We start from the raw sequence: 24,701 nt of genomic DNA on the forward strand, positions 1-24,701 counted from the left end.
AACGGCTGTTTTTTTCTTTATCGAGGGCCCTATAGCCTATGTGGTACGAAGGTTTTCTCGGCTTGTCGCCCTGGTCACTGGTGGCAGTCACCCTGCTGATGACCCACGTGACAATCGTCGGCGTCACGGTCTATCTGCACCGTTACTCGGCCCATCGCTCGCTTGAGCTGAATGCTGGCCTGAAGCATTTTTTCCGTTTCTGGCTGTGGCTGACCACGGCACAGAACACTCGCGAGTGGACCGCTATCCACCGCAAGCATCACGCCAAATGCGAAACCGTCGATGACCCGCACAGCCCGGTCATCAAAGGCTTGTCCACCGTTCTGCGCAAAGGTGCCGAGCTGTACCGCGCCGAAGCGGAAAACCCCGAGACCCTGCGCATCTATGGCAAGAACTGCCCGGAAGACTGGATCGAGCGCAATCTCTACACCCGCTTCCCGTTGCTCGGTGTGGCGATCATGGGCGTCATCGACCTGCTGCTGTTCGGCACCATCGGCATCACCATCTGGGCCATCCAGATGATGTGGATCCCGGTCTGGGCCGCCGGCGTGGTCAATGGCCTGGGCCATGCCATTGGCTACCGCAACTTCGAATGCCGCGATGCGGCGACCAATCTGGTGCCTTGGGGCATCCTGATCGGCGGCGAAGAACTGCATAACAACCATCACACCTATCCTAATTCGGCAAAATTGTCGGTGAAGAAGTGGGAATTCGATATGGGCTGGGCATGGATTCAAGTGTTCAGCTTTCTGCGCCTGGCCAAGGTGCAGCGGGTCGCGCCGATTGCCCACCGTGTCGAGGGCAAAGGCAGCCTGGACATGGACACCGCCATGGCGATCCTCAACAACCGCTTCCAGATCATGGCCCAGTACCGCAAATTGGTGATCGGCCCGCTGGTCAAGCAAGAGCTGGACAAGGTCGATCACTCGGTCCGTCACCAGTTCCGCCGCGCCAAGCGTTTGCTGTCCCGGGAAACCAGCCTGCTGGACGACAAACACCATGTGCGCATCCAGAACATGCTCGAACACAGCCAGGCGCTGAAGGTAATTTACGAAAAACGCCTGGCCTTGCAGCAGATCTGGGTCAAGACCAGCTCAAATGGTCACGATATGCTGGCGGCCATCAAGGATTGGGTACACGAAGCCGAAGCGAGCGGGATTCAATCCTTGCGCGACTTCGCCGATCAGCTCAAAACCTACTCCCTGCGCCCGACTGCCTGACTCGGTCGAAGGGTTGCCGTGTGGCGAGGGAGCTTGCTCCCGCTCGGCTGCGCAGCAGTCGCAAAACCTGACGACGCGTTTTTAACCGACAAAACGCGTCGCCAATACCGCCCGGCAGGAGCAATCTCCCTAGCCACAATTAGCGGGAACTTCGCACCAAATCCTCCCTCTCAAAGACACTTCGCCCTCCAGGCGGGCTTCGTTGTAGCCGCTTACGAATCCGAAGCGGCGCACGCCCTTTGAGATTTGTGCAAATGGTCAATCAAAACCATCAAGACTCATCCCTTCCGCCGTGGCCCGAAGCCGCGCAAACCCTACTGGCGTTGATGCACGCCCAAGGTGAAGTGGCGCGCCTGAGCGAGCGTGAACAGCTGTTCAGCACCCTTTTGGTGAGCGTTAACGCGGTGCTTTGGGCTTTCAACTGGGAAACCCGCCAGGTGCTCTACGTCAGCCCGGCCTATGAACGGATTTTCGGCCGGCCAGCTGATCTGCTACTAGCCGACTACAACCAGTGGCGCGACGCCATTTACCCCGACGACCTGGAATATGCCGAGCGCAGTCTGGCAGACGTACTGGAAAAAGGCGCCGTGGAAGATCGCGAGTACCGCATCATTGCCGCCGATGGCCAAGTGCGCTGGCTCAGCGACAAATGCTTCATCAACCGACAGGCCGAACCGGGGCAGCCCGTGATCATTGTTGGCATCGCTGAAGACATCACTGACAAAAAACAGATGGAAACCGAGCTGCAACGTCTGGCCACCACCGACGCCCTGACCCAGAGCAGCAACCGCCGGCACTTCTTCGAAGGCGCCCACCGCGAGTTTGAACTGGCGCGGCAACAAGGCACGCCGTTGTCGTTCCTGATGATCGATATCGATGACTTCAAAGTGATAAACGACACCTACGGCCACCAGGAAGGCGACAACGTGCTGCAACGCATCGCCGACGGCGGACGCGCTGCGCTACGTCGAGGCGATCTGTTTGGGCGCATTGGCGGTGAGGAATTCGCCGCGGTATTCCCGGGCTGCACGCCGGACCTTGCCCTGCAAGTGGCCGAGCGCGTGCAACGGGAGATCCAGCGCTTGAGATTCAGCCATGACGGCCAGACATTTGGCATTACCGTCAGCCAGGGACTGACCAGCCTCACTGACGAGGATGAAAACGTCGACAGCCTGTTCGCCCGCGCGGACTCGGCGATGTATCAGGCAAAGCGCGAGGGCAAGAACCGGATTGTCACCGCCTGACCGTCCAACACAAACCTCCTGAAGGAGCTGGCTTGCCAGCGATTCCAGACGACTCGGTCAGCCAGATACAACGCCATCGCTGGCAAGCCAGCTCCTACAGAGTTCAGGCTTACTTCTTGCGCATCCGCATCAACTCCGGCAAGCCGATCTTGAGCAACCGCGCCGTTCGGCTCTTGGCCAATTCTTCGATGCCCTCATGCTCGGTCAACCGCGCCAGTTGTCCCGCCATGTTCATCACCAACGCTTCCCGGGAGTAAACCCCACCACCGAGCTGATAGACCGCCGCAATCAGCTCGCGCAGCTCCAGCGGCAGCCGCCAGCGGGTGCGCAAGGCCGAACCGTAGGCCGCGCTGAATTCAGCCAGCGCCTCGCCGACCGTTTCTTGCTCATCCAGCTCACCACCGGCCTGCTTCCACTCCTGCAAGCAGCGCAGCAACGCCAAGTCACCAAGTCGATGGAGCATGCCGGCGCAGTAGCATCGCGCCTGATCCAGATCGAGCAAGCGTGCCAGCGTCCGCGCGTATTCCGCCGTGTGCAGCGACAAGTCCCAATAACGCTCCGCATAGTCCGACAGGAACGGGTCGCTGAGCCGTGCACTGCGCTTGAGGGCCAGCCCGAGAATCAGGTTCATGCTCTGCCCAGTGCCCAATCGATGCAGCGCCTGGGCCAGGGTTTGTACTGCCGTACCATGGTGCTGGGCTGCGCTGTTGGCAGCGGCGATCAGCACGGCGGTGACTTGTGGATCGGTACGGATTTCATCTTCCAGCACCGTCAAATCCAGGCCCTCTGGATGAAGACTGCGCTTGACTGCCAACTGCACGTCAGTCATCAGCGGTGCGCCTTCGGCCAGCTCGCGACGACGCTCAAGGAATATCGACAAGGTCATGCCTGGCGCCAGCGCCGGTATTTCGCACGACACCTCTTCACCGGCATCGAGCAATAAGCCCTGCAAGCGATGAGTCAGGCTTTCCATGTTCAGGGGTTTGGTCAGATACGCGGCAGGCGCCAGAGGCAAGGCTTCGCGTACGCTGGCGCTGTCGCTACGGCTGCTCATCAGAATGAAGGGCAACGGCGGATTGCGTTTGCGCTGACGCACATTGCGCAACACATTCAGGCCATCGACACCGGGTAATTCCCAGTCGACGATCACCAGGTCGTACGGATTGGCGGCCAGCAGTTCGAGCGCCTGTTGGCCGTCGGCACACAAATCCAACCGCGCGTCGCAGCGGACGTTCAACAACACTTCCTTGAGCAAATCGCGGGACCAGGGATCGGCCTCGGCGATCAGCACTCTTGGAATGGCGGGTAAATTTACGACAGTCATTACAGCTCTCCCTGGCAATGCCTGAACCTTAGCGAATGCTGGCCCTTCGATACAGCGCAATTGCGCCGGATGTGTTTCGCGGGGCATGAAAAAACCCGCCGCAGCGGGTTTTTTGTCGATCAGGTCACACTCGGTGATCAGAGCTCGGAGAAGCACTCTTCGATGATCGCCAGACCTTTGTCCAGTTGCTCGTCCGGCGAGGTCAGCGGTACCAGGACGCGCAGAACGTTGCCGTAGGTGCCGCAGGACAGCAGGATCAGACCCTTGTCGCGAGCCTTGGCCACAACGGACGCCACGGCTGCAGCGTTCGGCTTGTGGCTGTCGCCGTCTTCGAACAGCTCGACCGCGATCATCGCGCCCAAGGCACGCACTTCACCGATTACCGGGTACTTGGCCTGGATGGCTTTCAGACCGGTCACCAGACGCTCGCCGACTGCCTTGCAGCGGTCCAGCAGGTGCTCTTCTTCGAACACTTCCATTACGGCCAGGGCCGCGGCGCAAGCGATCGGGCTACCGGCGTAAGTGCCGCCCAGGCCGCCTGGAGCGATGGCGTCCATGTATTCGGCCTTGCCGCACACACCGGCCAGCGGGAAGCCGCCAGCGATGGATTTGGCGAAGGTGGTCAGGTCGGCAGCAACGCCCATCTGTTCCATGGCGAAGAAGGTACCGGTACGGCCAGCGCCGGTCTGTACTTCGTCAGCGATCAGCAGGATGCCGTGCTGGTCGCACAGGGCACGCAGACGCTTCATGAATTCTTTCGGAGCGACGTAGAAACCACCTTCGCCCTGAACCGGCTCGATGATGATGGCAGCGATGTCACGCGGCTCGGCGTCGTTCTTGAAAATGCGCTCGATGCTGGCGATCGAATCGTCGATGCTCACACCGTGCAGTTCGTTCGGGTACAGCGCGCGGAACACGCCGCCAGGCATCAGGCCCATGCCGGCCGAGTAAGGCACGACTTTACCGGTCAGGCCCAGGGTCATCATGGTGCGACCGTGGTAAGCGCCGGTGAAGGCGATCACGCCGGCGCGGCCAGTGGCGGCACGGGCGATTTTCACGGCGTTTTCTACGGCTTCGGAACCGGTGGTCACCAGCAGGGTTTTCTTGGCGAAATCACCTGGCACCTTGGCGTTGATTTTTTCGCACACTTCTACGTACGGTTCGTAAGCCAGAACCTGGAAGCAAGTGTGGGTCAGCTTGTTCAGCTGCTCGGTCACGGCGGCGATGATTTTCGGGTGCACGTGGCCGGTGTTCAGCACAGCGATGCCGCCGGCGAAGTCGATGAACTCACGACCTTCAACGTCGGTCACGGTCGCGTTTTTCGCGGACTCGGCGAAGATCGGGTGAATCTGGCCAACACCACGTGGAACTGCATTGGTACGGCGGGCCATCAAATCAGCGTTAGTCTTGCTCATAAAGTCCTCATTCGCCGCTCATCGGTCGGCGTGGTTCAAGGATTAAGCGGCGGGGAAGTAACGACGGCAGCATGCGATGATCGACTGCCGCAGCGTTCCCGGCCACAGAGAAAATTCCGGTTTGAAACAACGCAAAGGGACAGCGCTCTCGTGCCCTTTGCGTTTGAAGCAATGCCCTGTGAGCTTAGATGCCCAGGCAGAGGTATTTGATTTCCAGGTAATCTTCGATGCCGTACTTGGAGCCTTCACGGCCCAGGCCCGAGGCCTTGATGCCGCCGAACGGCGCGACTTCGTTGGAGATCAGCCCGGTGTTGACGCCGACCATGCCGTATTCCAGGGCTTCAGCCACACGGAACACACGACCCAGGTCGCGAGCATAGAAGTAGGAAGCCAGACCGAACTCGGTGTCGTTGGACATCGCGATCACTTCGGCTTCGTCTTTGAAGCGGAACAGCGGAGCCAATGGACCGAAGGTTTCTTCCTTGGCCACGGCAGCGTTGTTAGGCACGTTGGTCAGAATGGTCGGCTCGAAGAAGTTGCCTTCAATGGACTTGCCGCCGGACAGCACGGTGGCGCCTTTGGAAACGGCGTCAGCGATGTGCTCCTGGACCTTGGCCACGGCTTTTTCGTCGATCAGCGGGCCAGTGGTGGTGCCGTCTTCCAGACCGTTACCGATCTTGAGCTTGGCCACGGCCACTTTCAGCTTCTCGGCGAATGCGTCGTAGACCGAATCCTGAATGTACAGGCGGTTGGCGCAGACGCAGGTCTGGCCGTTGTTGCGGTACTTGGAAATGATCGCGCCTTCGACGGCCTTATCCAGGTCCGCGTCGTCGAACACGATGAACGGCGCGTTGCCGCCCAGTTCCAGGGACACTTTCTTGATGTCCTTGGCGCATTCCGACATCAGTTGACGACCGATTTCAGTCGAACCGGTGAAGGACAGTTTGCGCACGATCGGGTTGCTGGTCAGCTCGCTGCCGATGTCGCCGGCGCTGCCGGAAACAACGCTGAACACGCCAGCCGGAATGCCGGCGCGCTGGGCCAGTTCAGCCAGGGCGAACGCGGAGTATGGGGTTTGCGAAGCAGGCTTGAGCACCATGGTGCAACCGGCGGCCAGGGCCGGGCCGGCTTTACGGGTGATCATCGCGGCCGGGAAGTTCCACGGGGTGATGGCAGCGGTCACGCCGATTGGCTGCTTGATCACGATCAGGCGCTTGTCTGGCTGGTGGCCCGGAATCACATCACCGTAAATGCGCTTGGCTTCTTCAGCGAACCACTCGATGAACGAAGCGGCGTAAACGATTTCGCCCTTGGCTTCGGCCAATGGCTTGCCTTGTTCCATGGTCATCAGGCGAGCCAGGTCGTCCTGGTTTTCGATGATCAGCTCGAACCAACGACGCAGCTTGTTCGCACGATCTTTGGCGGTGAGTGCACGCCAGGCTGGCAGCGCTTTGTCAGCAGCTTCGATGGCACGACGGGTTTCGGCAGCGCCCATTTTCGGCACGGTGCCCAGAATTTCGCCCGTTGCCGGGTTGTTGACCTTGATCGTCTGACCATTGTCCGCATCTACCCAAGCGCCATCGATGAAGGCTTGTTGGCGGAACAACTGGGTGTCTTTAAGCTGCATGTCGGCTTTCCTTAACAGCACCGCGCACGCGCGGAGCAAATTATGATTGTAGAAAGGCGCCTCGGTAGGCTGCCGTCAGGGAAATCATTCACCGGGCTGAAGCACATAAATAGCGCACGGAATGAACTCGTGCGGTTCAGCACCCAGACAAGAGCGTTTGAAATCTCAAACGAATCCTAGGATCAAAGGGGGTAAAGGACAATAGGGCGTTCGAAAAAAAGAACGAAAACGTCTTTTTTGCTGCATTTTTCTGATCAACGTATCAAACGCAAGTTACGCTTTGGAAAAACCGAGGCGATTCAGCAGCATGGACGCCCGCAGTGCATATGAGTATCATGGCGCCCGCTGCACCAGTAGCTCAGCTGGATAGAGTACTGCCCTCCGAAGGCAGGGGTCGTGGGTTCGAATCCCGCCTGGTGCACCATACTGTAAAAACGAGAAAGCCCCAGATCGTAAGGTCTGGGGCTTTTTTGTGGCTGGCGGAGATCCCTGTAGGAGCTGGCTTGATGGCGATGACGGTCGTTCAGTCGACATCGCCTTACCTGACACACCGCTATCGCCCGCAAGCCGGCTCCTACAGGGATTGAGGTTTTTTCACTCGGTCGTCCAGTCAAACTCGTCGTATTCATCATCCTCGTCATCCTCAAAGAGCTCCTCTTCAAGGTCGTCGTCTTCGACAGCCGCTTCTTCCGGCTGATTCAGCAGAAAATCCTTACGACTCTCGGTAATTGCTCTCCGCAGTTCCTCACCCTTTTGCGGGCAGTTGAGCATTTGGGCGATGCGGTCGATTTTTTTTGCCACGGCATCCTCCAACGCATCGGCTATGGCCCGATAGTGCGCGTTTTCGGGCTTGAATGCCAAATCGCCGAATTCGGCTCAAACGTTCTGAAAAACCTTCAGCGGTGATATCGCCGCACCACACTGCTGTTTTTCAACACATGGCCTTTGATTTTCTCCAGTAACTGCGCGCGGGTCAGGCCGGCAGGCAAGGCATCCGGCGCCAGGTCCAGGGCGTAGATCTGAATGATGTAATGGTGCGCACTGTCGCCCACTGGCGGGCACGGGCCGACGTAACCTGTGGTGCCTTTGCTGTTCGTACCACCCATGCCTTCCAGCGCGGATTTGGCGCCGACACCGGCCGCAATCTGGTGAGTGGCGGCCTTGATGCCGTAATGCACCCAATGATCGACACCCTGACCTTTCTGGCCGTCCGGGTCGTGCATGACGATGGCGTAGCTGAGCGTGCCCGCAGGGCCGGCGTTCCAGTTCAGCGCCGGTGAGACATTGTGCCCGCCGCAACCGGCGGCATCGCTGGCGGCGGCGGAGGTGAACAGTCGGTCATCCGATACACCCGGGATATTGAGGGTGAAACGCTCCTGGGCCGCCTGCGCCGGAAATTGCACGCAAAGGGCGACGGCTACGGCCGCGAGCCAAGGGTTGAGAGAGGTCAATCGGGTCATGCCGGATACCTTGTGCGGGTGGGGCCGTCGTCGGCGTGCAAACTATAGCCGGACCGTTTGCGCGGTGGCAGTGGGATTTGGATGAACAATTCGGTTTCACAAACATGTAGGAGCTGCCACAGGCTGCAAGCTTTTGATTTTTCAAGATCAAAAGATCGCAGCCTGCGGCAGCTACTACAGGGGAATTGCAGCGCGCTTACTGAACCTCGCCAACCCCGCCAAACTTGCTCATCACGAACCCGACGAACTCTTCGACGGTCATCTTCTGCCCGTTGAATTCCACCTGGTTGTTGGCGTAATGCAGTTTGCTGACGATGTTATTACCGTCCAGTTTCGCCAGCTGCGTACCGACGGCCATGCTGCCGAACATGTCGGCGGTGGCGGTGGCTTGATCGGCGATCAGTTTGGCGTCGGTCTGACCGTCGATTTGCGACTGCACGGTGAACACGTCAACCAGCATTGGCTTGGATACTTGCAGATTGATGTCCAGCAAAGCGATCAGTTGTCGCACCAATTGGTCTGCGGGCAAGTCGATCGTTTGTGGCTTGGTCAGGTTCAGCACCAGGTTGGCGCGGCTTTCGCCATGGGTGGTGGTGAACGACAGGTTCTCCAGAGCCACTTGCGGGCCGGCGGCGAGCAGTTGCTCCAGATTGGTTTTTAGCTGCGCTTCTTCCGCTTCGGTCAGGTTCAGCTCTGGTACTGGCAGGTTCGCTTCGGCAGCTTCGGCGGCGGCCTGTTCGTAAGGCTGCAACTTGGTCTGGTAAATCTGCATCAGCGCCATCGTCGAAGGAATGTCGAGGTTCTTCAGGCTCATGGCCATTTGTGCCGAGCCGACAGGCTTGCCGTTCAAGGACACTTCGCCAATTTTGTAATCGGCACGCCCGGAAGCGCTGGTGCCCGATTCCTCGGTGTGGTTTTTCATCTCGAAACTCTTCAAGCCCAGCACTGACTGTTTCGGGCCGAAGGTGGTTTTGCTGTTCTTCAGCTCGACCGTGTTTTCACCGGTGTAAAAGCCGTAGGTGCTTTTGCTCAGATTGCTGGCCAGCGTGAGGCCGCTTAATTCGACCTGCACCGGCGCCTGATCTTCAGAAACAGTGGTCAGCTTCAGGCTGTCCATGTAGCCATCGGCCTTGACCTTCTGCGCCTGGGCACTGGCCGCGACGTCGACCTTCAGGCCGGAGAATTTCACGCTGGATTTGTCGTCCAGGGCCGCTTCCAGTGGCAGCAATTCGAGATTGCCGTTGGTGGAATTGTCGTAGCCGATATTGACCACGCCTTTGAGCGGCGAGGCGTCCTTGGTGGCGGCGAACCATTTTTCCGTGAGCGGCGTTTTTTCCAGTTCGTAGTGACTGGTGGCCATGACCGGCAACCACTTCAGCGACATCAGGCGTGAAAACGGCAACGGGCCGTGTTCGACGTTGTCGACAAACAGCAACTCGATCGGCGACTCGCCAAACATTTCACCTTCGCCCTTCAGGCGATAGTGCGCGGTGCTGCTGAATACGTGGCGCTCCAGCGACACCAGTTCCAGCGACGCGGTGCCTTTGTGCCCGACCAACGCGGCCTGCAACTGCTGGTTGGCGTCAGCCAGGGAGCTGTTCAGCACGCCTTCGATTTTGGTGCCGGTGTACCAGGCACCGCCGACGCTGATTGCACCGATAGCGACAACAATTCCCAGGAGCACGCCTGCTGATTTATTCATGAATGACCCGATCAATGTCCGTAGTTGAAGGTGTGGTCGTCTTCCCTGAACCCATGACGGGTTGCGGTCACGACTGCGCTGAAAGTGGGGTGCAGATTAGCATCAGGCACGGTGGGCGGCCCAATGATTAACGGTGAAAGAGTGTTTATGGGACGTTGCTGCAAGACGCGACCATTGCGGTGTTGATTCGATTGCTATCGCTGGCAAGCCAGCTCCTACGGGAATTGTGTGAAACCTGTAGGAGCTGGCTTGCCAGCGATGGCGTCAGTGTCATCAACACAGATTCAGGAATACTGAACCTCAATCTCATCCAGCTGATGATCAAAGGTCTTGAGCCGCGCCGTCCAGGTGTACACCAGCACTTCAAAATCCCGATTGATCACCGCCCCGCCCGTCACTTCCCCACGCGGGTCGCAGAAGTCCAGTTGATAGCGCTCGCGGGCCATGGCCGTGGCGACGTCCGCCAGCTCCCGGGCGTTGTTGAGCCAGTGTCGACCGTCGTCAGCCACTTGCTTGTCCAGCTCCAGGCATTGTTTCTTCAAGGTTTCGAGACTCTTTTCCAGCGGCGTGCCGGTGAGTTCGCCCATGACTTCCTGGAACGTGCGCCCCGGCTGCCAGTAACTGCCCCAGAAATAGCGATCGAACACCGTTTCGACACGACGCAGCGCGACCTTAGTGTCCCAGATCAGCACCAGGGTTTTGCCTTGTTCGAGTTGTCTTTTTTTGATTCGCTGGGTCTGGACGGACGCCCAGGCCACCACCGCGATAGACATCACGGCAATCAGCGCGGTGGCGCTGTCGAGGAACACCAGAGCCTTGTCGATCTGGTGGGCCAGCATGATGCCGTAGAAGTAGGTCGCCGAAAGCAGCACTAACGCCACGACGGCGCACCAGAAGCCGAGAGCATAAGGGTTTTTCATTATTGGTTTCCCCATGACCTGCGCGAGCCTTGTGCGAAGCAAGGGCACTTTTCGCGAACGCCCCTGCAACACTTCAAAGCATAGCAACGGCCTCAGGGTTTGCCGGAGTTCGATGCTTGCGTTCGTCCGCTTTCCCAGCCACCGCCCAACGCGAGGAACAAATTGATCTGGCCCATGGCAACTTGCGTGTTCGCGCTGGCCAGTTGCGCCGTGACGTCGGTGTAGGTGCGAGTCGCTTGCAGGTCCGCCAGGAACGACGCGCGACCGGCCTGGAAGAATCGGTGAGTCTGGTCCGCCGCCAGTTTCGCCGACTGCTCGGCATCCGCCAGAGCGTCACGGCGTTGTAGCAGTGCCGAGTACTGAGCCAGGCTGGTCTGGGTTTCGCGAATGGCGTTGAGCACAACGCCGTCGAAATGCGCCAACACGCCTTGGGTCGTGGCTTCAGCTTCGCGGATGCGTGCGCGGGTGCCGTTGGACGGCACGGTCCAGCTCAGCGATGGCCCAAACCCCCAGCGATTGGTCGACGGTTCGCCGAGATTATCCAGGATACCGACGGTGCCGATGGTCGCGCCGATGCTGATGTTCGGGTACAGCTCGCCCGTGGCAACGCCGATGCCGGCGGTCGCGGCGGCCAATCGACGCTCGGCTTGCCGCACGTCGGGACGTCGCTTGAGTAACGCGGCACCATCGCCAACCGGCACCAATTGCGCGATTTTCGGCAACTCGGCGCACGTCGCGGTGCCGGGCGGCAATTGATCCAGCGGTTTGGCCAGCAGCATCGACAAGCGGAACAATCCAGCCTGACGCGCCGCTTCATAGCGCGGCATGTCGGCGCGCAGGGATTTGAATTGGGTTTGCGAGCGGGTGACCTGGGTTTCGTCGCCACGTCCGGCGTCGCGCAAACGCTGGATCAGTGTCGTGCTCTGTTCTTGCAGGTCGAGGGAATGCTGGGCGATTTCCCGTTCTTCGTTGGCCGCGCACACTTGGGTGTAAGCCCGAACCACATCCGCCACCAAGGTGATGCGGGCGGTATCGGCGGCGGCCTGGGTCGCATCGGCATTGGCCTTGGCCGCTTCGATGCCACGCTGCAGCGTGCCGAACAGGTCGAACTGGTACGACGCGGAAATGCCGATATCACCGATGTTAGCCACCGGCACTTTTTCCGGCTGCAGGAACGCTTCGCCGGATTCCTGCAAACGCTGGGCGCCCATCTTCACGCCGCCGCTCCAGCCGCCCGCCGCCTCGGCCTCGTCAACTTGCGCACGCGCCCGCAGCAGACTGGCCGCTGCCACGCGCAAATCGGTGTTGGACGCCATGGCTTGCTGGACCAATTGGTCGAGTCGCGGGTCTTGATACAGACGCCACCAATCGGCAGGCACCGGCCCCGAAACCACCGGTTTGCCGTCTACCGCCAACTCGCCTTGCAAGTCTGCCCGATGGATGGCCGCCTCGTCCGGCAAGTGATAATCCGGCCCTACCACCTGACACGCCGACAGCAACAGGCCTAATCCGGCGACGGCTAAACCTGAGGCTTTGCTCATTGCGCCGGCTCCCGCTGCTGATCGTCGATGATCGATACCGTGGCCGTACGCCCGGCGATCATGCGGAAATCCGCCGGCACGTCATCAAAAGCGATCCGCACCGGAATCCGCTGCGCCAGCCGCACCCAACTGAACGCCGGGTTGACGTTGGGCAACAGGTTGCTGCCGCTGGTGCGGTCGCGGTCTTCGATACCGGCGACGATGCTTTCCACGTGGCCGCGCAAACGCGCACGGTCGCCGACTACGCGGATGTCGACGCTCTGGCCGACATGAATGCCGTCCAGTTTGGTTTCTTCGAAGTAGCCGTCGATGTGAAAGGAGTTGCTGTCGACGACGGACAACACTGGCCGGCCGGCACTGACGAATTCCTTGGCTCGCGGTGCGCGGTCGTTGACGTAGCCGTCCACCGGGCTGCGAATTACCGAACGGTCGAGGTTGAGCTGAGCACTGTCCAGCGCCACTTGCGCTTCCATCAATGCAACCTGGGCGCGAGCGACCTTGGACTGACTTTCTTCCAGTTGTTCGCCCGGCACCAGATTGCCGAGGCCCTTGTTGCGTTTGGCTTCGCGCTGGGCCTGGGCGAGGGTTTCTTCGCGGTCGGCGACCGCTGCTTTCGCCTGGCGCAAGGCCAGTTTGAAACGGTCCTGGTCGATGCTGAACAGCACTTGGCCGCGCGTCACCAACTGGTTGTCCCGCACTTCAACTTGCTGGATCAGCCCGGACACGTCCGGCGCGATTTGCACGATGTCGGCACGAATGTGCCCGTCGCGGGTCCAGGGTGCGAACATGTAATACAGCACCATGCGCCAGACCACGACGACCGCAAAGGTCACGATCAACAGGGTCAGGACCACACGACCGAGGGTTAAAAACGGTTTTTTCATGTCATCAGGTATCGACTGAGTGAGTCCACGGCGCCAAGCAGCAAGGCGTAGAGAGCCACGTTAAACAATGCCCGGTGCCAGACCAGACGGTAAAAGTGCAGGCGCGTCAGCACCCCGTGCACCAACAGGAACAACAGGTACGTAATGCCCATCAGCACCAGCAGCGTGGGCAGGAACACCCCGCTGATATCCAGATCACCGATCATAAAGGCGCTCCATCGATGCCATGGGGAAGCGGTTCTTCGAGCTCGGCGGAACCAACAAATTCGACGCCGGGCAACAGGGCCAGGCGCAAGCCGCTCAGCGCATGCAGCAAATGCAGGCGGGTTTCGTCGTCGCCCGCGCCACTCAAGGCACGGCGCGTGCGGTCGAGAGTCATCAGCAATGCGCTCGGTGCCGGCAGTCGTTCGCCGGCCTTGAGGCACGTTTTGAAGTATTCGCCGACCTCGGCCACTACTTGGCGCAACAGTGCGTTCGGCTCTCCGTGGATACGCGGCGCATAGGCGAGCAGGTCCAGCAGATTCAGCGCCACCCGAACCTCCCGCAAGGCGATGCCGGTGTCCTGGCCGGTCATGGCCAAGCGCGGCAAATGCTGCATCAGCCGGTCGAGCATCTGCACGCCTAGGTGCCGGTGGTCGGCCAAGGTCGCCGGTTCGGTGAGACTGACGATGTCGCGCCAGCTGAAACGGGTCAGGCGCTTGGCCGCGAGTTCGGCACCGAATGGCCGGGCGATCAGGGTCCAGACAAACGCAAACAGCAAGCCGACGGGGCCGGCCAGGTTGGAGTTGGCAAAGCTGAGGAAATCCGCGTCGTAGGCGCCCTGGATACTGATGAAGGACGACGTGTTAACCAGGATCAGGAGCATCCCCAGATAGAACTGCGGCTTGACCGTCAAAGTGCCGATGCAGATGAACGGCACAGCGAACGCCAGCACCAGCATCGGGAAATCATGCAGGTTGGGCAGCACCAGAAACAGATAAAGGCTGGCGAACAACACCGACATCGCCGTCCAGAAAAAGAACCGGTAGATCTGCGGCGCCGGGTCGTCCATCGAGGCGAAGAAACTGCATGCCACCGCCGCCAGAATCACCGCAGCGCCACCGTCGGTCCAGCCGAGCAAAATCCACAGCACCGAAGCGACAATGATGGCGGTGACAGTGGACGCTGCCGAATAGAGCATCAAGCCGCGATCCAGAAACGGCGACAGCCGACCCAGGCGCCAATGCCGATACACCGCGCGCCAGGTGTCCTGGCTTTCGCACTGGATGGCGACTTGCAGACTGCGACAGTCCTGCCACAAGTCGATCCATTCCCCGAGGCGATAGAGGGCATTGGAAAACAGCAATTGCTTGCGATCCTCCAGCGCCTGGGCACTGGGTTGCAGGGCTTCGATTTGATCTTTCAGCGCCTGCCAGCGGTCAATGTCGGCGTCTTCATGCTCAAGCCATTCGCTGGCGGCACTGAGCAGCGGTGCGAACTTGTCCACAAGCTCTGGCGTGCGCCGCTCAAGGGCGTAGAGCGCGTCGTCGAGGGCATCGATCACGGTCAACAGGTGGATCATCCGCCCGCGCAGCATCTTGGTGTTGCGCACCGTTTGTGGTCGCGCGCCTTCATGGGGCAACTGGCCGATCATCAGTTCCAGGGTGTTGAAGTTCGCCACCATCGCCATGCGCAACCCGCTGACTTCTTCCGGCTGCACGTTGCGGCTGAGGAAGCGCAGGCTGTAGGTCGAGGCATCGGCAAACCATTTGCTCACCGAATCGTTGAACACCGGCGCCAGCCGCCGGGGCCAGAACATCGCGCCGACGACCGCCGCAACAGCAATGCCGAGGAAGATTTCTTCAGTGCGTGCCTCGGCCACGTCCCACACCGCCAACGGATTATCCACTACCGGCAGGGCAATCAGCGGCAAGGTGTAACCGGCGAGCATCAACGCATAGTTGTTGGCCGTGCGCAGATGCAGGGAAAGGAACAGCAACGTGCCGGTCCACAGCGCAATGACCAACACCAGCATGTAGGGACTCTGCACAAACATCGGCACGAACATCACCGCAGCGGCGGCCCCGAGAAAGGTACCGATTGCGCGGTATAACGCCTTGGAACTGGTAGGACCGACAAATGGGCTGGAGACGATATACACCGTGGCCATCGCCCAATATGGACGCGGCATTTGCATGAGCAAGGCGATGTACAACGCGATCATCGAGGCTGCGAACGTACGCACACCGTAGAACCAGTCCCGTGCCGGGGGCATGCCGGAAAAAAAACCGTTCAAGGATTGATCACCGGCAAATGGCTGGCCGATTCGAAGGCTTTCAATACGCGCAGCGTGGCTTCCAGATCACGCTGGTCGATGCCTTCGAGCACTTCATTGCGCAAGCGCACCAATTCGACTTCGACAGCTTGCACCAGGGTTCGACCGGCGTCGGTCAGACTCAGGCATTTGGCGCGGCGGTCCTGGGTGTCTTCGGTGCGGCAGACATACCCGGAATGGCACAACTGATCGAGCAAACGCACAAGGGACGGGCTCTCCATCCCCGCCGCCTGCGCCACCGTCACCTGCCGCACACCCTCGCCCAGACGCCCGATCATCAACAATGGGACGGCACAGGCTTCGGAAATTCCATAGTTGACCAGCGTGGTCTGGCAGATCTTCCGCCAATGCCGAGCGGCGACCACCATGGAGCTGCTGATGTTCATCTGGAGAGCGTCGAGATTATTCGGCACGAGGGGAAACACACTGTTAGTTTGCTAACTATCAATATGGCATTGGGAGGGATTTTTCGTCAAGTTTTGAAACAAATCGACCGTCAATCCGTATCAACTTCCCCAAGGGCCAGCGAAGTACTGAAAACGTATATACTTTTTCTACACAAACCCCGGGAAGGCAGGGCATGTCAAAACAAGCCGTTTTTACGATGAAACTTGAGTCTGAATTGCGCGAACAGTTCATGGCAGAGGCAGAAGCTGCTCATCGCCCTGCCTCGCAAATCGTTCGGGAAATGATGCGCCAGTTTGTTCAAACGCAACGAGAGTCCCGCGAGTACGATGCGTTCCTGCAACGCAAAGTGGACATCGCTCGCGCTTCGATGCACACCGGCGATGGTCTGACGAGCGATGAAGTTGAAGCAGAATTCGCCGCCAGGCGCAGGCGGGCGACCCTACAAGAATGAAAATAACCTGGACGAAAGAAGCAGCACAGGATCGTGCAGACATTTGGGATTATTTGCATGCCGTCAATCCAAAAGCAGCCATCGAAATGGACAGCCGTTTCAGCGATGCGATATCCCGGCTTGCCAACGACCCGGAAAGTGGTCCTGCCGGAATCATCGCAGGCACTCGCGAACTGATCCCACACCAGAGCTACCGCATTGTTTATGAGAGGTGGGCGGATTCACTATGGATACTGGCCGTTGTTCATACCTCTCGACAGTGGCCGCCTGAGAAGAGTTGATTTTCTAAACCCCCCGCCCCTTCCTCAACATCACATCCAACTGATCCACCACCTCTGCCCAATCGGCATCATCCAGAATTTCAGTGCGCAGCAGATCGGCCTGGCTCGGGCTCCAGAAGAACGCATCCGCCAGATGCAGTTCCGGTTTGAGCGGCGAGTGGGTGGCGATGAATTTATCGATGTTCTCGGCGTCGTCGGGCAGGCCGAGTTGTTTGAACAGGGAGGGGAGGCTGTGGGTTGGGTTTTCCATGTCTGACTCCTTTGGAATGGATGGGCGACCGGCTCGCGGTCAATCGCGGGCAAGCCCGCTCCCACAGTGATTTGTGTGTTGCCAAAAACTGCAAATACACCACAAAACCTGAGGTAGCGGGCTTGCCCGCGATGGCGATGTCACTGAACCGCAAAACCTAATAACTCAACTCCCGCACCTGCGCATGCGGCACCATTTTCAGAAATTCCGGCATGTTCATGTGCACCAGGTTGATGTGATTGCCGGCTTCCAGGTAGATGTCTTTCTGCCGGGTCAGCAGCGGGTCGATGACCACGTCGAGCCCATAGGCCTCACCCAGGGCAGGCACGGCGCCGCGTTCGCAATCATCAAACAGGTGCGGTAAGTGGCTTTCCCGGGAAACTTGCCATTCGCCGCTGGTGCGCACTTTGCTCAGGTCCAGATGACGGCTGGCAGGCAGCACGGCCATCAGGTAATGACCATGGTGGTCGTCGAGGATTACCGATTTGGCCATCCGTTCGGCAGGAATGCCCGCGACCCGCGCCGTTTCGAGGCTGCTGGCCGAATGTGGGTGGGTGACGATGTCATATTCGCATTGAGCCCGGTCCAGGCTTCTTTGCACGGTTCTTGCCATACGCATGATGCACCTCGGTGTCCGCAACAACCTCTGGCGGACAATGGTTGACGCTTTTTCACGTACTGAAAGTCTAGGCCCGCCGGGGCAATCCGGCGGGAAATCCGCCCATCGGACACGTCGACAACTGAGCAAAATTCATACAACCCGCCACTCAACTAGACTGTATACAGAACCACCCAGCGACTCTCCCGGAGGGTCACGTGAACACTCGCTGTTGTGCCATTGCGTTGCTGCTGGCGTTGAGCGGATCCGCCTTCGCCGCCGACACCGCTGGACTGCCGACGCCCGACCCGATCGGCATATGGCTGATCACCTTCGGCATCGCATTCCTGATCGCCGAAGCCGCCCTGCCCAATTACGGCGTCGTCGGCTTGGGTGGGATCGTGATGTTCGTGATTGGCGCCGTAATCCTGACCAATGCCGAAATGCCCGTTCCGCTGATGATCGGCCTGGGCCTGATCAGTGCGCTGCTGCTGATTTTCCTGCTGATCCGCGCCCTGAAAACCCGACCGCGCCACACGGTCAGCGGCGATGCCGGATTGCTCGGCAGTGTGACCCCTGTGTTGTCATTGCAGATCGGCGATGCCTGTCACGGCTGGGTGCATTTGCAGGGCGAACGCTGGCAAGTGTCGAGTGCCAAACCCCTGCAGATCGGTCAGCGCGTCCGGGTAGTGGCACGCAAGGGCTTGATGCTGGAAGTCGCCGCGACTGACGCGGTTCCGGTTGGAGAATGAACATGGGCTTGCAACTGGGTTTTGTCGCGCTGCTGCTACTGCTGATCGCGTTGGCGGGAGCGACGTTCCGCATTCTGCGTGAGTACGAGCGCGGGGTGGTGTTCCAGCTCGGGCGCTTCTGGCAGGTTAAAGGCCCCGGTCTGATTCTGTTGATTCCGGTGGTGCAGCAAATGGTCCGTGTCGACTTGCGCACCGTGGTCCTCGATGTTCCGCCCCAGGACGTGATCACCCGCGACAACGTTTCGGTCAAGGTCAATGCCGTGCTGTACTTCCGCGTCCTCGACCCGCAGAAGGCGATCATCCAGGTCGAAGACTTCCTCATGGCCACCAGCCAACTGGCGCAAACCACCTTGCGCGCGGTGCTGGGCAAGCACGAACTCGATGAATTGCTGGCCGAACGCGAACGGCTGAACATCGACATCCAGCAAGTGCTCGACGCCCAGACCGACGCCTGGGGCATCAAGGTGGCCAACGTCGAAATCAAGCACGTCGACCTCAATGAATCGATGATCCGCGCCATCGCCAAACAGGCCGAAGCGGAGCGCGAACGCCGGGCCAAAGTGATCCACGCCGAAGGCGAATTGCAGGCCTCGGAAAAACTCATGCAGGCCGCCGAAATGCTCGGCCGCCAACCAGGCGCCATGCAGTTGCGCTACATGCAGACGCTCAGCTCGATTGCCGGCGACAAGAGCTCGACCATTGTCTTCCCGCTGCCGATCGAGTTGCTCAAGGGCATGGCGGATCTGTCGTCAAAACCTTGAACGCGGACGGTTACTCGGTCTGCGCGGCTAATGGATACACCGACTGCCATCCGCCGCCGAGTGCCTTGTACAAGCCGACCATCGCCAGCGATACGCCGGTCGAACTTTCGACCCATTGCTCCTGAGTCGCCAGTAACGCGCCTTGCACGGTGAGCACGTTGACGAAATCCACCACGCCCTCAACGTATTGCTGCTGTGCTGTTTGCAAGGCGATCTGGTTCTGCCGCACGGCTTCGGCGAGGCTGTCGCGGCGTAGTTGGCTAGCGTTGTAGGCGCTCAGTTGATCGTCGATTTCATGCCATGCACCCAGCACGGTTTGCTGGTAGGCGATGGCCGCTTCCTGTTGCTGGGCTTCACGCAAATTCAGCACGCCGCGCAAACGACCGCCGTCGAACAATGGCAGGCTGAATTGCGGGCCGATGCCGAACGCACGCGAGCCCCATGAGCCGAAATCGCTCAACTGCATGGCTTGCGAACCGACGTTGCCCGACAGCGTAATCCGCGGATAGAAATCGCCCTTGGCCACGCCAATACTCGCGGTCGCGGCATGCAGGCGCGCTTCGGCTTCGCGGATGTCCGGGCGACGCTCGGCCAGTTGCGACGGCAAGCCAATGGCAACCTGACGCGGGGTTTGCGGCACCGGCGCGTCGGTGGATAACTCGGTCGCCAGCGCTTGAGGCGGTTCGCCCATCAACAGGCTCAAGGCGTTGATCAGTTGAGACTGACGCTGCTCCAGCGCTGGCAGGCGCGATTCGATGGCCGCGACTTGCGCGGCGGCTTCGGCGACATCCAGATCCGTCGCGACACCGTCGGCCAGGCGCAACTGCGAAAGCTTCAGACTGTGGCGGGCGACGTCGAGGTTCTGCTCGGTGACGGCGCGGGTGTTTTGCACACCGCGCAGTTGAATGTAGTCCTGGGCGGTTTCAGCGAGCACCGACAACAGCACGCCGCGACGGTCGTTTTCCGCGACTTCCAGCGTGGCATCAGCGGCTTCGGTTTCGCGCCGTACGCGGCCCCAGAAATCCAGCTCCCACGACGCGGAGAAACCGGCATCCCAAAGGTTGAACGCGGAGTTGCCATTATTCCCCGACGGGTCCATCAAGCCTTCGCCGCTGTTGCGTTTACGGGCGTAACTCCCCGTGGCAGCGGTATTCGGATAGCGGTCGGCGGTGATCACCTGGCGTACGGCGCGACTTTGCTGCAAGCGGCTGCTGGCGAGCTTCAGGTCGAGGTTATCGGTCAGGGCGCGCTGAGTGAGGGCCGAGAGTTTCGGATCGTTGAAAACCTCCCACCAGCGCTCGTTCATTGTTTCGTCGGTGGCTTGGCTGGCGGCAGCCTGGGATGGTTTCGACCATTCGGCGATTTGCTCTGCCTGTGGTTTCTGAAAATCCGGGCCGACAGTGCAGGCGCTCAGCGCAACCAAACTCAACATGACCAATGCTGACCGGGCGCGGGCCTTGTGGCGAGGGAGCTTGCTCCCGCTGGGCTGCGAAGCGGCCCCAAAATTTGCGAGCGCTGCGCACTCGAGCGGGAGCAAGCTCCCTCGCCACAGGGGTTGGTGTTTGCCGAAAAAACTCATCGCTGCGCAACCTCATGCTCAGTGCCAGCGCTTGCGGTATCAATCCTCGCCTCCACCGACATCCCCACCCGCAACCGCGCAGCCAATGGCTGACCCGGTTCCAACACAATCTTCACCGGAATCCGCTGCACAACTTTGGTGAAATTACCGGTGGCGTTATCCGGTTTTACCGAGGCAAACGTCACCCCGGTGGCCGGTGCAATGCTCTCAACCCGCCCGTTCAGCTCGGCACCGCCAAAGGTATCGACGCGCACCGTCACGTCCTGCCCCGGCTGCACATTCGTCAATTGGGTTTCCTGGAAATTGGCCACCACGTAGGCCTGCGCCAGCGGCACCACGGCGAGCAATTTACTGCCCGGCGTGACGTAAGCCCCGACCCGCACCGCACGCTCGCCGACCATGCCATCCTGCGGCGCGACGATGCGGGTGTAGGACAGCTCGTAACTGGCGATTTCCAGCTTCGCCTGCGCTCGTTTCAGGCCACCTTCGGCGCCGTCACGTTGCGCCGTGAGGATGTCCACTTGCTTGCGTTCAGCCGCCAGCACTGCCGTGACATTGGCCAGCCGAGCACCCGCCTGATCGATGCGCGTGCGCGCCTGCTGAGCGTTCTGCACGGTACCGGCGCCGACCCCGGCAAGGTGGTTGTAGCGGTTCAGTTCATGTTCGGCGAAGGCCATTTCAGCCTTCGCCGACACCACGCTTGCCTGCGCCTGAGCAATCACCGAAGCCTGCCGCTCAAGGGTTGCCCGAGCGTTTTGCAGTTGCGCCTGGGCCACCAGCGTTTCGGCGGAAGCCGCTTCGGCAGCAGCGCGCAGATCGCGGTCATCGATCAGCGCCAGCAACTGCCCGGCCTTGACCTGTTGGTTGTCTTCGACCAGCACTTCCTTGATGAACCCGGCAACGCGCGGCACCACCAGCGTGTAGTCCGCCGAAACATAGGCGTCATTGGTGTTCTGTTGCGTGCGCTGACCAAACAGGTCGGGTGCCAGCAGGTAAATAAACACGCCCAGCGCGATCACGACGGCAACGCCCACGGCCACTTTTTGCTTTGATTGAGTCGTCATAAAAACCTTCAGTTTCAGTGGAGCATTCAAGTCGGTGCGCGCGGCGGATAGATCCGCGTCGGCATCCAGAAAATCAGCAGGATCAGCGCCATAGCGACGCCAGCCATGCACAAATAGAGATCCGACGCAGTCAGCACCACGGCCTGCGCATGCAGCCGGTGGGCGAGGCCTGCACTGTCGGAATCGACCAAGGGTGAGTTACCGAGGCGGTCCACCAACATCGTTGAATGAAAGTGCAACCGCGCCGTGGTCAAGGTCTCCAGCACGCCGGTGGCGATCACCGACGCCAGGCCTTTCACGGTGTTGAACCAGGACGACGCAAACGGGCCGTCCATCGGGGAGATGCTGCCGGTGGAGAGCATCAACAGCGGCAGCACCGCCATGGGTTGACCGAAGATTTGCAGCAGTTGCAGGACGTAGAAATCGTCGCGAATCCACGCCGACGTCAATTGCGATCCACCGATGCAGGACAGCACCAACATGCTCAGGCCGATCCCCAGCACCCAGCGACAATCGAACCAGCGCAGGTTGCACAGCGCCGCCACCAACGGCAGCGCAATCAGTTGCGGCAATGCTGCCAACAGAGTGATCGGCGCGGTCTGCACCGGGCGATAACCCTGGACCTGCGCCAGGTAACTGGACGGAATAATGATCACCGCCAGCAACACCACCAGCACCCCGGCCAGGGTCAGCAGGGCGAACGAAAGGTTGCGGATGCCGAGCATCTGCATCTTGAAAAACGGGATCGGCTGCGACCATTCGTTGATCAGAAACAGCACCAGCAACAGCGACCCGGCCACCAACAAAAAGCTGATCAGGCTCGACTCGAACCAGTCCAGCCGATTGCCTTGCAGAATGCCGACCACCAGCATGCAAATCGCCGGAAAACCCAGCAGCAAACCGCGCCAGTTGAATTGCTTGAAGCGCTCCAGCCGTAGTGGGTCCTGGGGGATTCCATAAGCCACAGCGAGCATGGCAATCAGGCACGGCGCGACGACTTGCCAGAAGGTCCACTGCCAGCCGACATACTCGGTCCAGAGCCCGGCCAGCGGCGTGCCCAGCCCCGGGCCGAACGTGGCCGTCAGGGCATAACCGGCCAGGCCATACAGCTTCACGTTGGCCGGCAAAAAACGCAGGGCGACGGTCATCAGCATCGGTGGCAGCGCGCCGCCGGCGAGCCCTTGCAACGTGCGCAGGAGCAACAGGCTTTCGTAGTTCGGCGCCAGCGGGCACAACACGCCCAACAGCGTGAAAGCGCTGATGGCGCAGAGAGTGAAACGCCGCAACGAGAATGTCACCGCGCACCACGGCGCGAAGGCCATGGCCGCCACCGAAGTCGCGGTGTAACTGGCAACCAGCCAGGTGCCTTCGTCATAGCCGATGGCCAACGCACCGCGGATATCGGCCAGGGCGACTTTGGTCACCATCTCGTTCAGGCCCGAGACCAGCACCGCCAGCAACACGCCCACCAGGCCAATGATGATCCGCGGGCCGAAGACCGGTGGTGCGGCGGCCGTAGGGCTGGCCGCAGCGACAGGTGCCGTGACCGTGAGGGAAGTCATTGCTGCAAGCTCCGGAATTTGAACATCGGAGCATTCTATGGAGCGCGAGCCATTACGAAAATTTACTTATCGGCAGGTTATAAGTGCGCCAAACGCAGCATTAAGATCAAAAGATCGCAGCCTTCGGCAGCTCCTACAGGGGTTCGCATGTACCTGTAGGAGCTGCCGAAGGCTGCGATCTTTTGATTTTCAAACAGGTTGCGCCGCCATCCAAGTCTCGTCACAGCACGTTTTCAGCGTTTCGCGCAGCCAGCGGTGTGCAGGATCATTGTCGAATCGCGGATGCCAGGCCTGGGTCAGCATGATGGTCGGCAACGGAATCGGCAGGGTGAACGAACGCAACTTCAAACCCAAACGACGTACGCTCAACAGCGTTTCCTTGGGCACCGGCAGGATCAGGTCGGAATCGGGCAAGGCAAACATCGCTGCATGAAAACTCGGTGCAATCACCGCCACCCGCCGCTCCAGTCCCAAGGCGTTAAGCGCCGTATCAATCGGCCCACGGGCGATACCGCGGCGAGACATGCTGATATGGGAAAACCCGGCAAAACGTTCGGCGGTGATTTCTTCATCGAGCAACGGATGATCCTCACGCACCAGGCCGACAAACTGGGTAGAAAACAGATTCTGCACTTTCACTTCCGGCATCAGCGGCCGATTGTTGCTGACGCTCAAATCGATGCGGCCCTCGCGCAAGGCTTCGTCATCGCCATCGCCTTCCGGCACGAAACGTAATTCACAATGCGGCGCCTGGCGCTCCATGGTGTCGAACAGCTTGCCGCCGTAGATGCCGATGAAGAAATCGTTGGCGCGAATGCTGAAACGCCGCCGCAAACTGCCCAGGTCCACCACCCGGGCCGAGTGGAACAACTGCGCGGCTTGCTCCACCACTTCCCTCACCTGCTCGCGCAGTTCAAGTGCTTTGGGCGTCGGCACCAATCCTCGGCCGGCGCGCACCAGAATCGGATCACCGATGGCCTCGCGAATTCGCGTCAACGTCCGGCTCATCGCCGCCGGGCTGAGGTTCATCCGCCGCGCCGCACCCACCACACTGCCCTCGTCGAGCAAGGCGTCGAGGGCAACTAACAAATTCATGTCAGGCAATTGCATAGCGAGCACTCATATCTATTCGTCACTGACTCAAACGCAATCCTAACAGCGAACCCATCTGTAGGAGCAAGCTTGCTCGCGATGGCCATAACGCGGTCCCTCAGGAAATCCGCGTGATCGTTTATCGCGAGCAAGCTTGCTCCTACAGCCGAAAGCACTATCAGTTCTGATAGTTCTCAATCTTGGGTGAGGCGAGTAGAAATAAAGGCCAATAACCTCTCGGCCCTATTCTTT

At 59.9% G+C, this 24,701-nt stretch carries 24 protein-coding genes and 1 tRNA gene; 7 read left to right on the plus strand and 18 right to left on the minus strand.

Annotated features, from left to right (window positions below; genetic code table 11):
- Window positions 1–38 precede the first annotated feature (38 nt).
- Window positions 39–1,220, plus strand: a complete 1,182-nt coding sequence (desA, locus tag KGB21_RS03295; protein ID WP_034148413.1) for a delta-9 fatty acid desaturase DesA — start codon at window positions 39–41, stop codon at window positions 1,218–1,220.
- 254 nt (window positions 1,221–1,474) lie between these two features.
- The gene (locus tag KGB21_RS03300; protein WP_034148412.1) at window positions 1,475–2,464 is read left to right on the plus strand and encodes a GGDEF domain-containing protein; all 990 of its coding nucleotides are present in this window, start codon (window positions 1,475–1,477) and stop codon (window positions 2,462–2,464) included.
- A gap of 109 nt (window positions 2,465–2,573) precedes the next feature.
- Here the strand turns inward: KGB21_RS03300 and KGB21_RS03305 are convergent, their stop codons facing one another.
- The 3 genes from KGB21_RS03305 to gabD form a co-directional block, all read right to left on the minus strand.
- Window positions 2,574–3,788 (minus strand): response regulator, encoded by a 1,215-nt coding sequence (locus KGB21_RS03305; protein ID WP_034148411.1) that lies wholly within the window; start codon window positions 3,786–3,788, stop codon window positions 2,574–2,576.
- A 137-nt stretch (window positions 3,789–3,925) separates the two neighbouring features.
- Complete coding sequence (gabT, locus tag KGB21_RS03310) at window positions 3,926–5,203, minus strand: 4-aminobutyrate--2-oxoglutarate transaminase (RefSeq protein WP_034148410.1); 1,278 nt, start codon at window positions 5,201–5,203, stop codon at window positions 3,926–3,928.
- Window positions 5,204–5,387: 184 nt separating this feature from the next.
- Window positions 5,388–6,830 (minus strand): NADP-dependent succinate-semialdehyde dehydrogenase, encoded by a 1,443-nt coding sequence (gene gabD, locus KGB21_RS03315; protein WP_223503525.1) that lies wholly within the window; start codon window positions 6,828–6,830, stop codon window positions 5,388–5,390.
- A 347-nt stretch (window positions 6,831–7,177) separates the two neighbouring features.
- On the opposite strand from gabD, the gene KGB21_RS03320 reads away from it, so the two are divergent.
- A tRNA-Arg gene (locus KGB21_RS03320) sits at window positions 7,178–7,254 on the plus strand.
- Window positions 7,255–7,424: 170 nt separating this feature from the next.
- On the opposite strand, the gene KGB21_RS03325 is transcribed toward KGB21_RS03320, so the two are convergent.
- The 9 genes from KGB21_RS03325 to KGB21_RS03365 form a co-directional block, all read right to left on the minus strand.
- Complete coding sequence (locus tag KGB21_RS03325; RefSeq protein ID WP_034148408.1) at window positions 7,425–7,691, minus strand: hypothetical protein; 267 nt, start codon at window positions 7,689–7,691, stop codon at window positions 7,425–7,427.
- A 35-nt stretch (window positions 7,692–7,726) separates the two neighbouring features.
- Window positions 7,727–8,290, minus strand: coding sequence for a YbhB/YbcL family Raf kinase inhibitor-like protein (locus KGB21_RS03330; protein ID WP_034148407.1), 564 nt, complete (start codon window positions 8,288–8,290; stop codon window positions 7,727–7,729).
- Between the two features lie 196 nt (window positions 8,291–8,486).
- Complete coding sequence (locus KGB21_RS03335) at window positions 8,487–9,992, minus strand: YdgA family protein (RefSeq protein ID WP_223503527.1); 1,506 nt, start codon at window positions 9,990–9,992, stop codon at window positions 8,487–8,489.
- A gap of 284 nt (window positions 9,993–10,276) precedes the next feature.
- Complete coding sequence (locus KGB21_RS03340; RefSeq protein WP_034148405.1) at window positions 10,277–10,912, minus strand: hypothetical protein; 636 nt, start codon at window positions 10,910–10,912, stop codon at window positions 10,277–10,279.
- 92 nt (window positions 10,913–11,004) lie between these two features.
- Entirely contained in the window at window positions 11,005–12,453 is a 1,449-nt protein-coding gene (locus KGB21_RS03345) for an efflux transporter outer membrane subunit (RefSeq protein WP_223503529.1), read from the minus strand.
- Complete coding sequence (locus tag KGB21_RS03350) at window positions 12,450–13,337, minus strand: HlyD family secretion protein (protein ID WP_223503530.1); 888 nt, start codon at window positions 13,335–13,337, stop codon at window positions 12,450–12,452. Before KGB21_RS03350 ends, KGB21_RS03345 begins: the two co-directional genes overlap by 4 nt.
- On the minus strand, window positions 13,334–13,543 hold the full coding sequence (locus KGB21_RS03355; protein WP_034148402.1) for a DUF1656 domain-containing protein: 210 nt from the start codon (window positions 13,541–13,543) through the stop codon (window positions 13,334–13,336). The genes KGB21_RS03350 and KGB21_RS03355 overlap by 4 nt, the downstream gene beginning before the upstream one ends.
- The gene (locus KGB21_RS03360; protein WP_223503532.1) at window positions 13,540–15,612 is read right to left on the minus strand and encodes an FUSC family protein; all 2,073 of its coding nucleotides are present in this window, start codon (window positions 15,610–15,612) and stop codon (window positions 13,540–13,542) included. The genes KGB21_RS03355 and KGB21_RS03360 overlap by 4 nt, the downstream gene beginning before the upstream one ends.
- Window positions 15,609–16,037: a MarR family winged helix-turn-helix transcriptional regulator gene (locus tag KGB21_RS03365; protein WP_034148400.1), complete on the minus strand. Its 429-nt coding sequence runs from the start codon at window positions 16,035–16,037 to the stop codon at window positions 15,609–15,611. The genes KGB21_RS03360 and KGB21_RS03365 overlap by 4 nt, the downstream gene beginning before the upstream one ends.
- 194 nt (window positions 16,038–16,231) lie before the next feature.
- On the opposite strand from KGB21_RS03365, the gene KGB21_RS03370 reads away from it, so the two are divergent.
- Window positions 16,232–16,510: a hypothetical protein gene (locus KGB21_RS03370; protein ID WP_034148399.1), complete on the plus strand. Its 279-nt coding sequence runs from the start codon at window positions 16,232–16,234 to the stop codon at window positions 16,508–16,510.
- The gene (locus KGB21_RS03375; RefSeq protein ID WP_223503534.1) at window positions 16,507–16,791 is read left to right on the plus strand and encodes a type II toxin-antitoxin system RelE/ParE family toxin; all 285 of its coding nucleotides are present in this window, start codon (window positions 16,507–16,509) and stop codon (window positions 16,789–16,791) included. Before KGB21_RS03370 ends, KGB21_RS03375 begins: the two co-directional genes overlap by 4 nt.
- 4 nt (window positions 16,792–16,795) lie before the next feature.
- Here KGB21_RS03375 and KGB21_RS03380 read toward each other — a convergent pair whose 3' ends face one another.
- Window positions 16,796–17,041 (minus strand): DUF2789 domain-containing protein, encoded by a 246-nt coding sequence (locus tag KGB21_RS03380; RefSeq protein WP_034148397.1) that lies wholly within the window; start codon window positions 17,039–17,041, stop codon window positions 16,796–16,798.
- A 157-nt stretch (window positions 17,042–17,198) separates the two neighbouring features.
- A complete protein-coding gene (locus KGB21_RS03385; protein ID WP_223503536.1) occupies window positions 17,199–17,660 on the minus strand; it encodes an aminoacyl-tRNA deacylase in 462 nt (153 codons plus the stop codon).
- A gap of 197 nt (window positions 17,661–17,857) precedes the next feature.
- On the opposite strand from KGB21_RS03385, the gene KGB21_RS03390 reads away from it, so the two are divergent.
- Together KGB21_RS03390 and KGB21_RS03395 are read left to right on the plus strand one after the other, a co-directional pair.
- Window positions 17,858–18,391: an NfeD family protein gene (locus tag KGB21_RS03390; RefSeq protein ID WP_223503538.1), complete on the plus strand. Its 534-nt coding sequence runs from the start codon at window positions 17,858–17,860 to the stop codon at window positions 18,389–18,391.
- 2 nt (window positions 18,392–18,393) lie between these two features.
- Window positions 18,394–19,152 carry a slipin family protein gene (locus KGB21_RS03395; RefSeq protein ID WP_034148394.1) on the plus strand — a complete coding sequence of 253 codons (759 nt, stop codon included), beginning with the start codon at window positions 18,394–18,396 and terminating at the stop codon, window positions 19,150–19,152.
- A gap of 10 nt (window positions 19,153–19,162) precedes the next feature.
- Here KGB21_RS03395 and KGB21_RS03400 read toward each other — a convergent pair whose 3' ends face one another.
- The 4 genes from KGB21_RS03400 to KGB21_RS03415 all read right to left on the minus strand — a co-directional run bounded on the left by KGB21_RS03400 (window position 19,163) and on the right by KGB21_RS03415 (window position 24,467).
- On the minus strand, window positions 19,163–20,731 hold the full coding sequence (locus tag KGB21_RS03400) for an efflux transporter outer membrane subunit (RefSeq protein ID WP_223503540.1): 1,569 nt from the start codon (window positions 20,729–20,731) through the stop codon (window positions 19,163–19,165).
- Window positions 20,728–21,795, minus strand: a complete 1,068-nt coding sequence (locus KGB21_RS03405) for an HlyD family secretion protein (RefSeq protein WP_223503542.1) — start codon at window positions 21,793–21,795, stop codon at window positions 20,728–20,730. Before KGB21_RS03405 ends, KGB21_RS03400 begins: the two co-directional genes overlap by 4 nt.
- Window positions 21,796–21,821: 26 nt before the next feature.
- Window positions 21,822–23,357, minus strand: coding sequence for an MFS transporter (locus KGB21_RS03410; protein WP_223503544.1), 1,536 nt, complete (start codon window positions 23,355–23,357; stop codon window positions 21,822–21,824).
- A gap of 189 nt (window positions 23,358–23,546) precedes the next feature.
- Window positions 23,547–24,467 carry a LysR family transcriptional regulator gene (locus KGB21_RS03415; protein WP_034148390.1) on the minus strand — a complete coding sequence of 307 codons (921 nt, stop codon included), beginning with the start codon at window positions 24,465–24,467 and terminating at the stop codon, window positions 23,547–23,549.
- Window positions 24,468–24,701: the final 234 nt, after the last annotated feature.

This window comes from Pseudomonas sp. GL-RE-29, assembly GCF_019947275.1.
Lineage (GTDB): Bacteria > Pseudomonadota > Gammaproteobacteria > Pseudomonadales > Pseudomonadaceae > Aquipseudomonas > Aquipseudomonas fluorescens_A.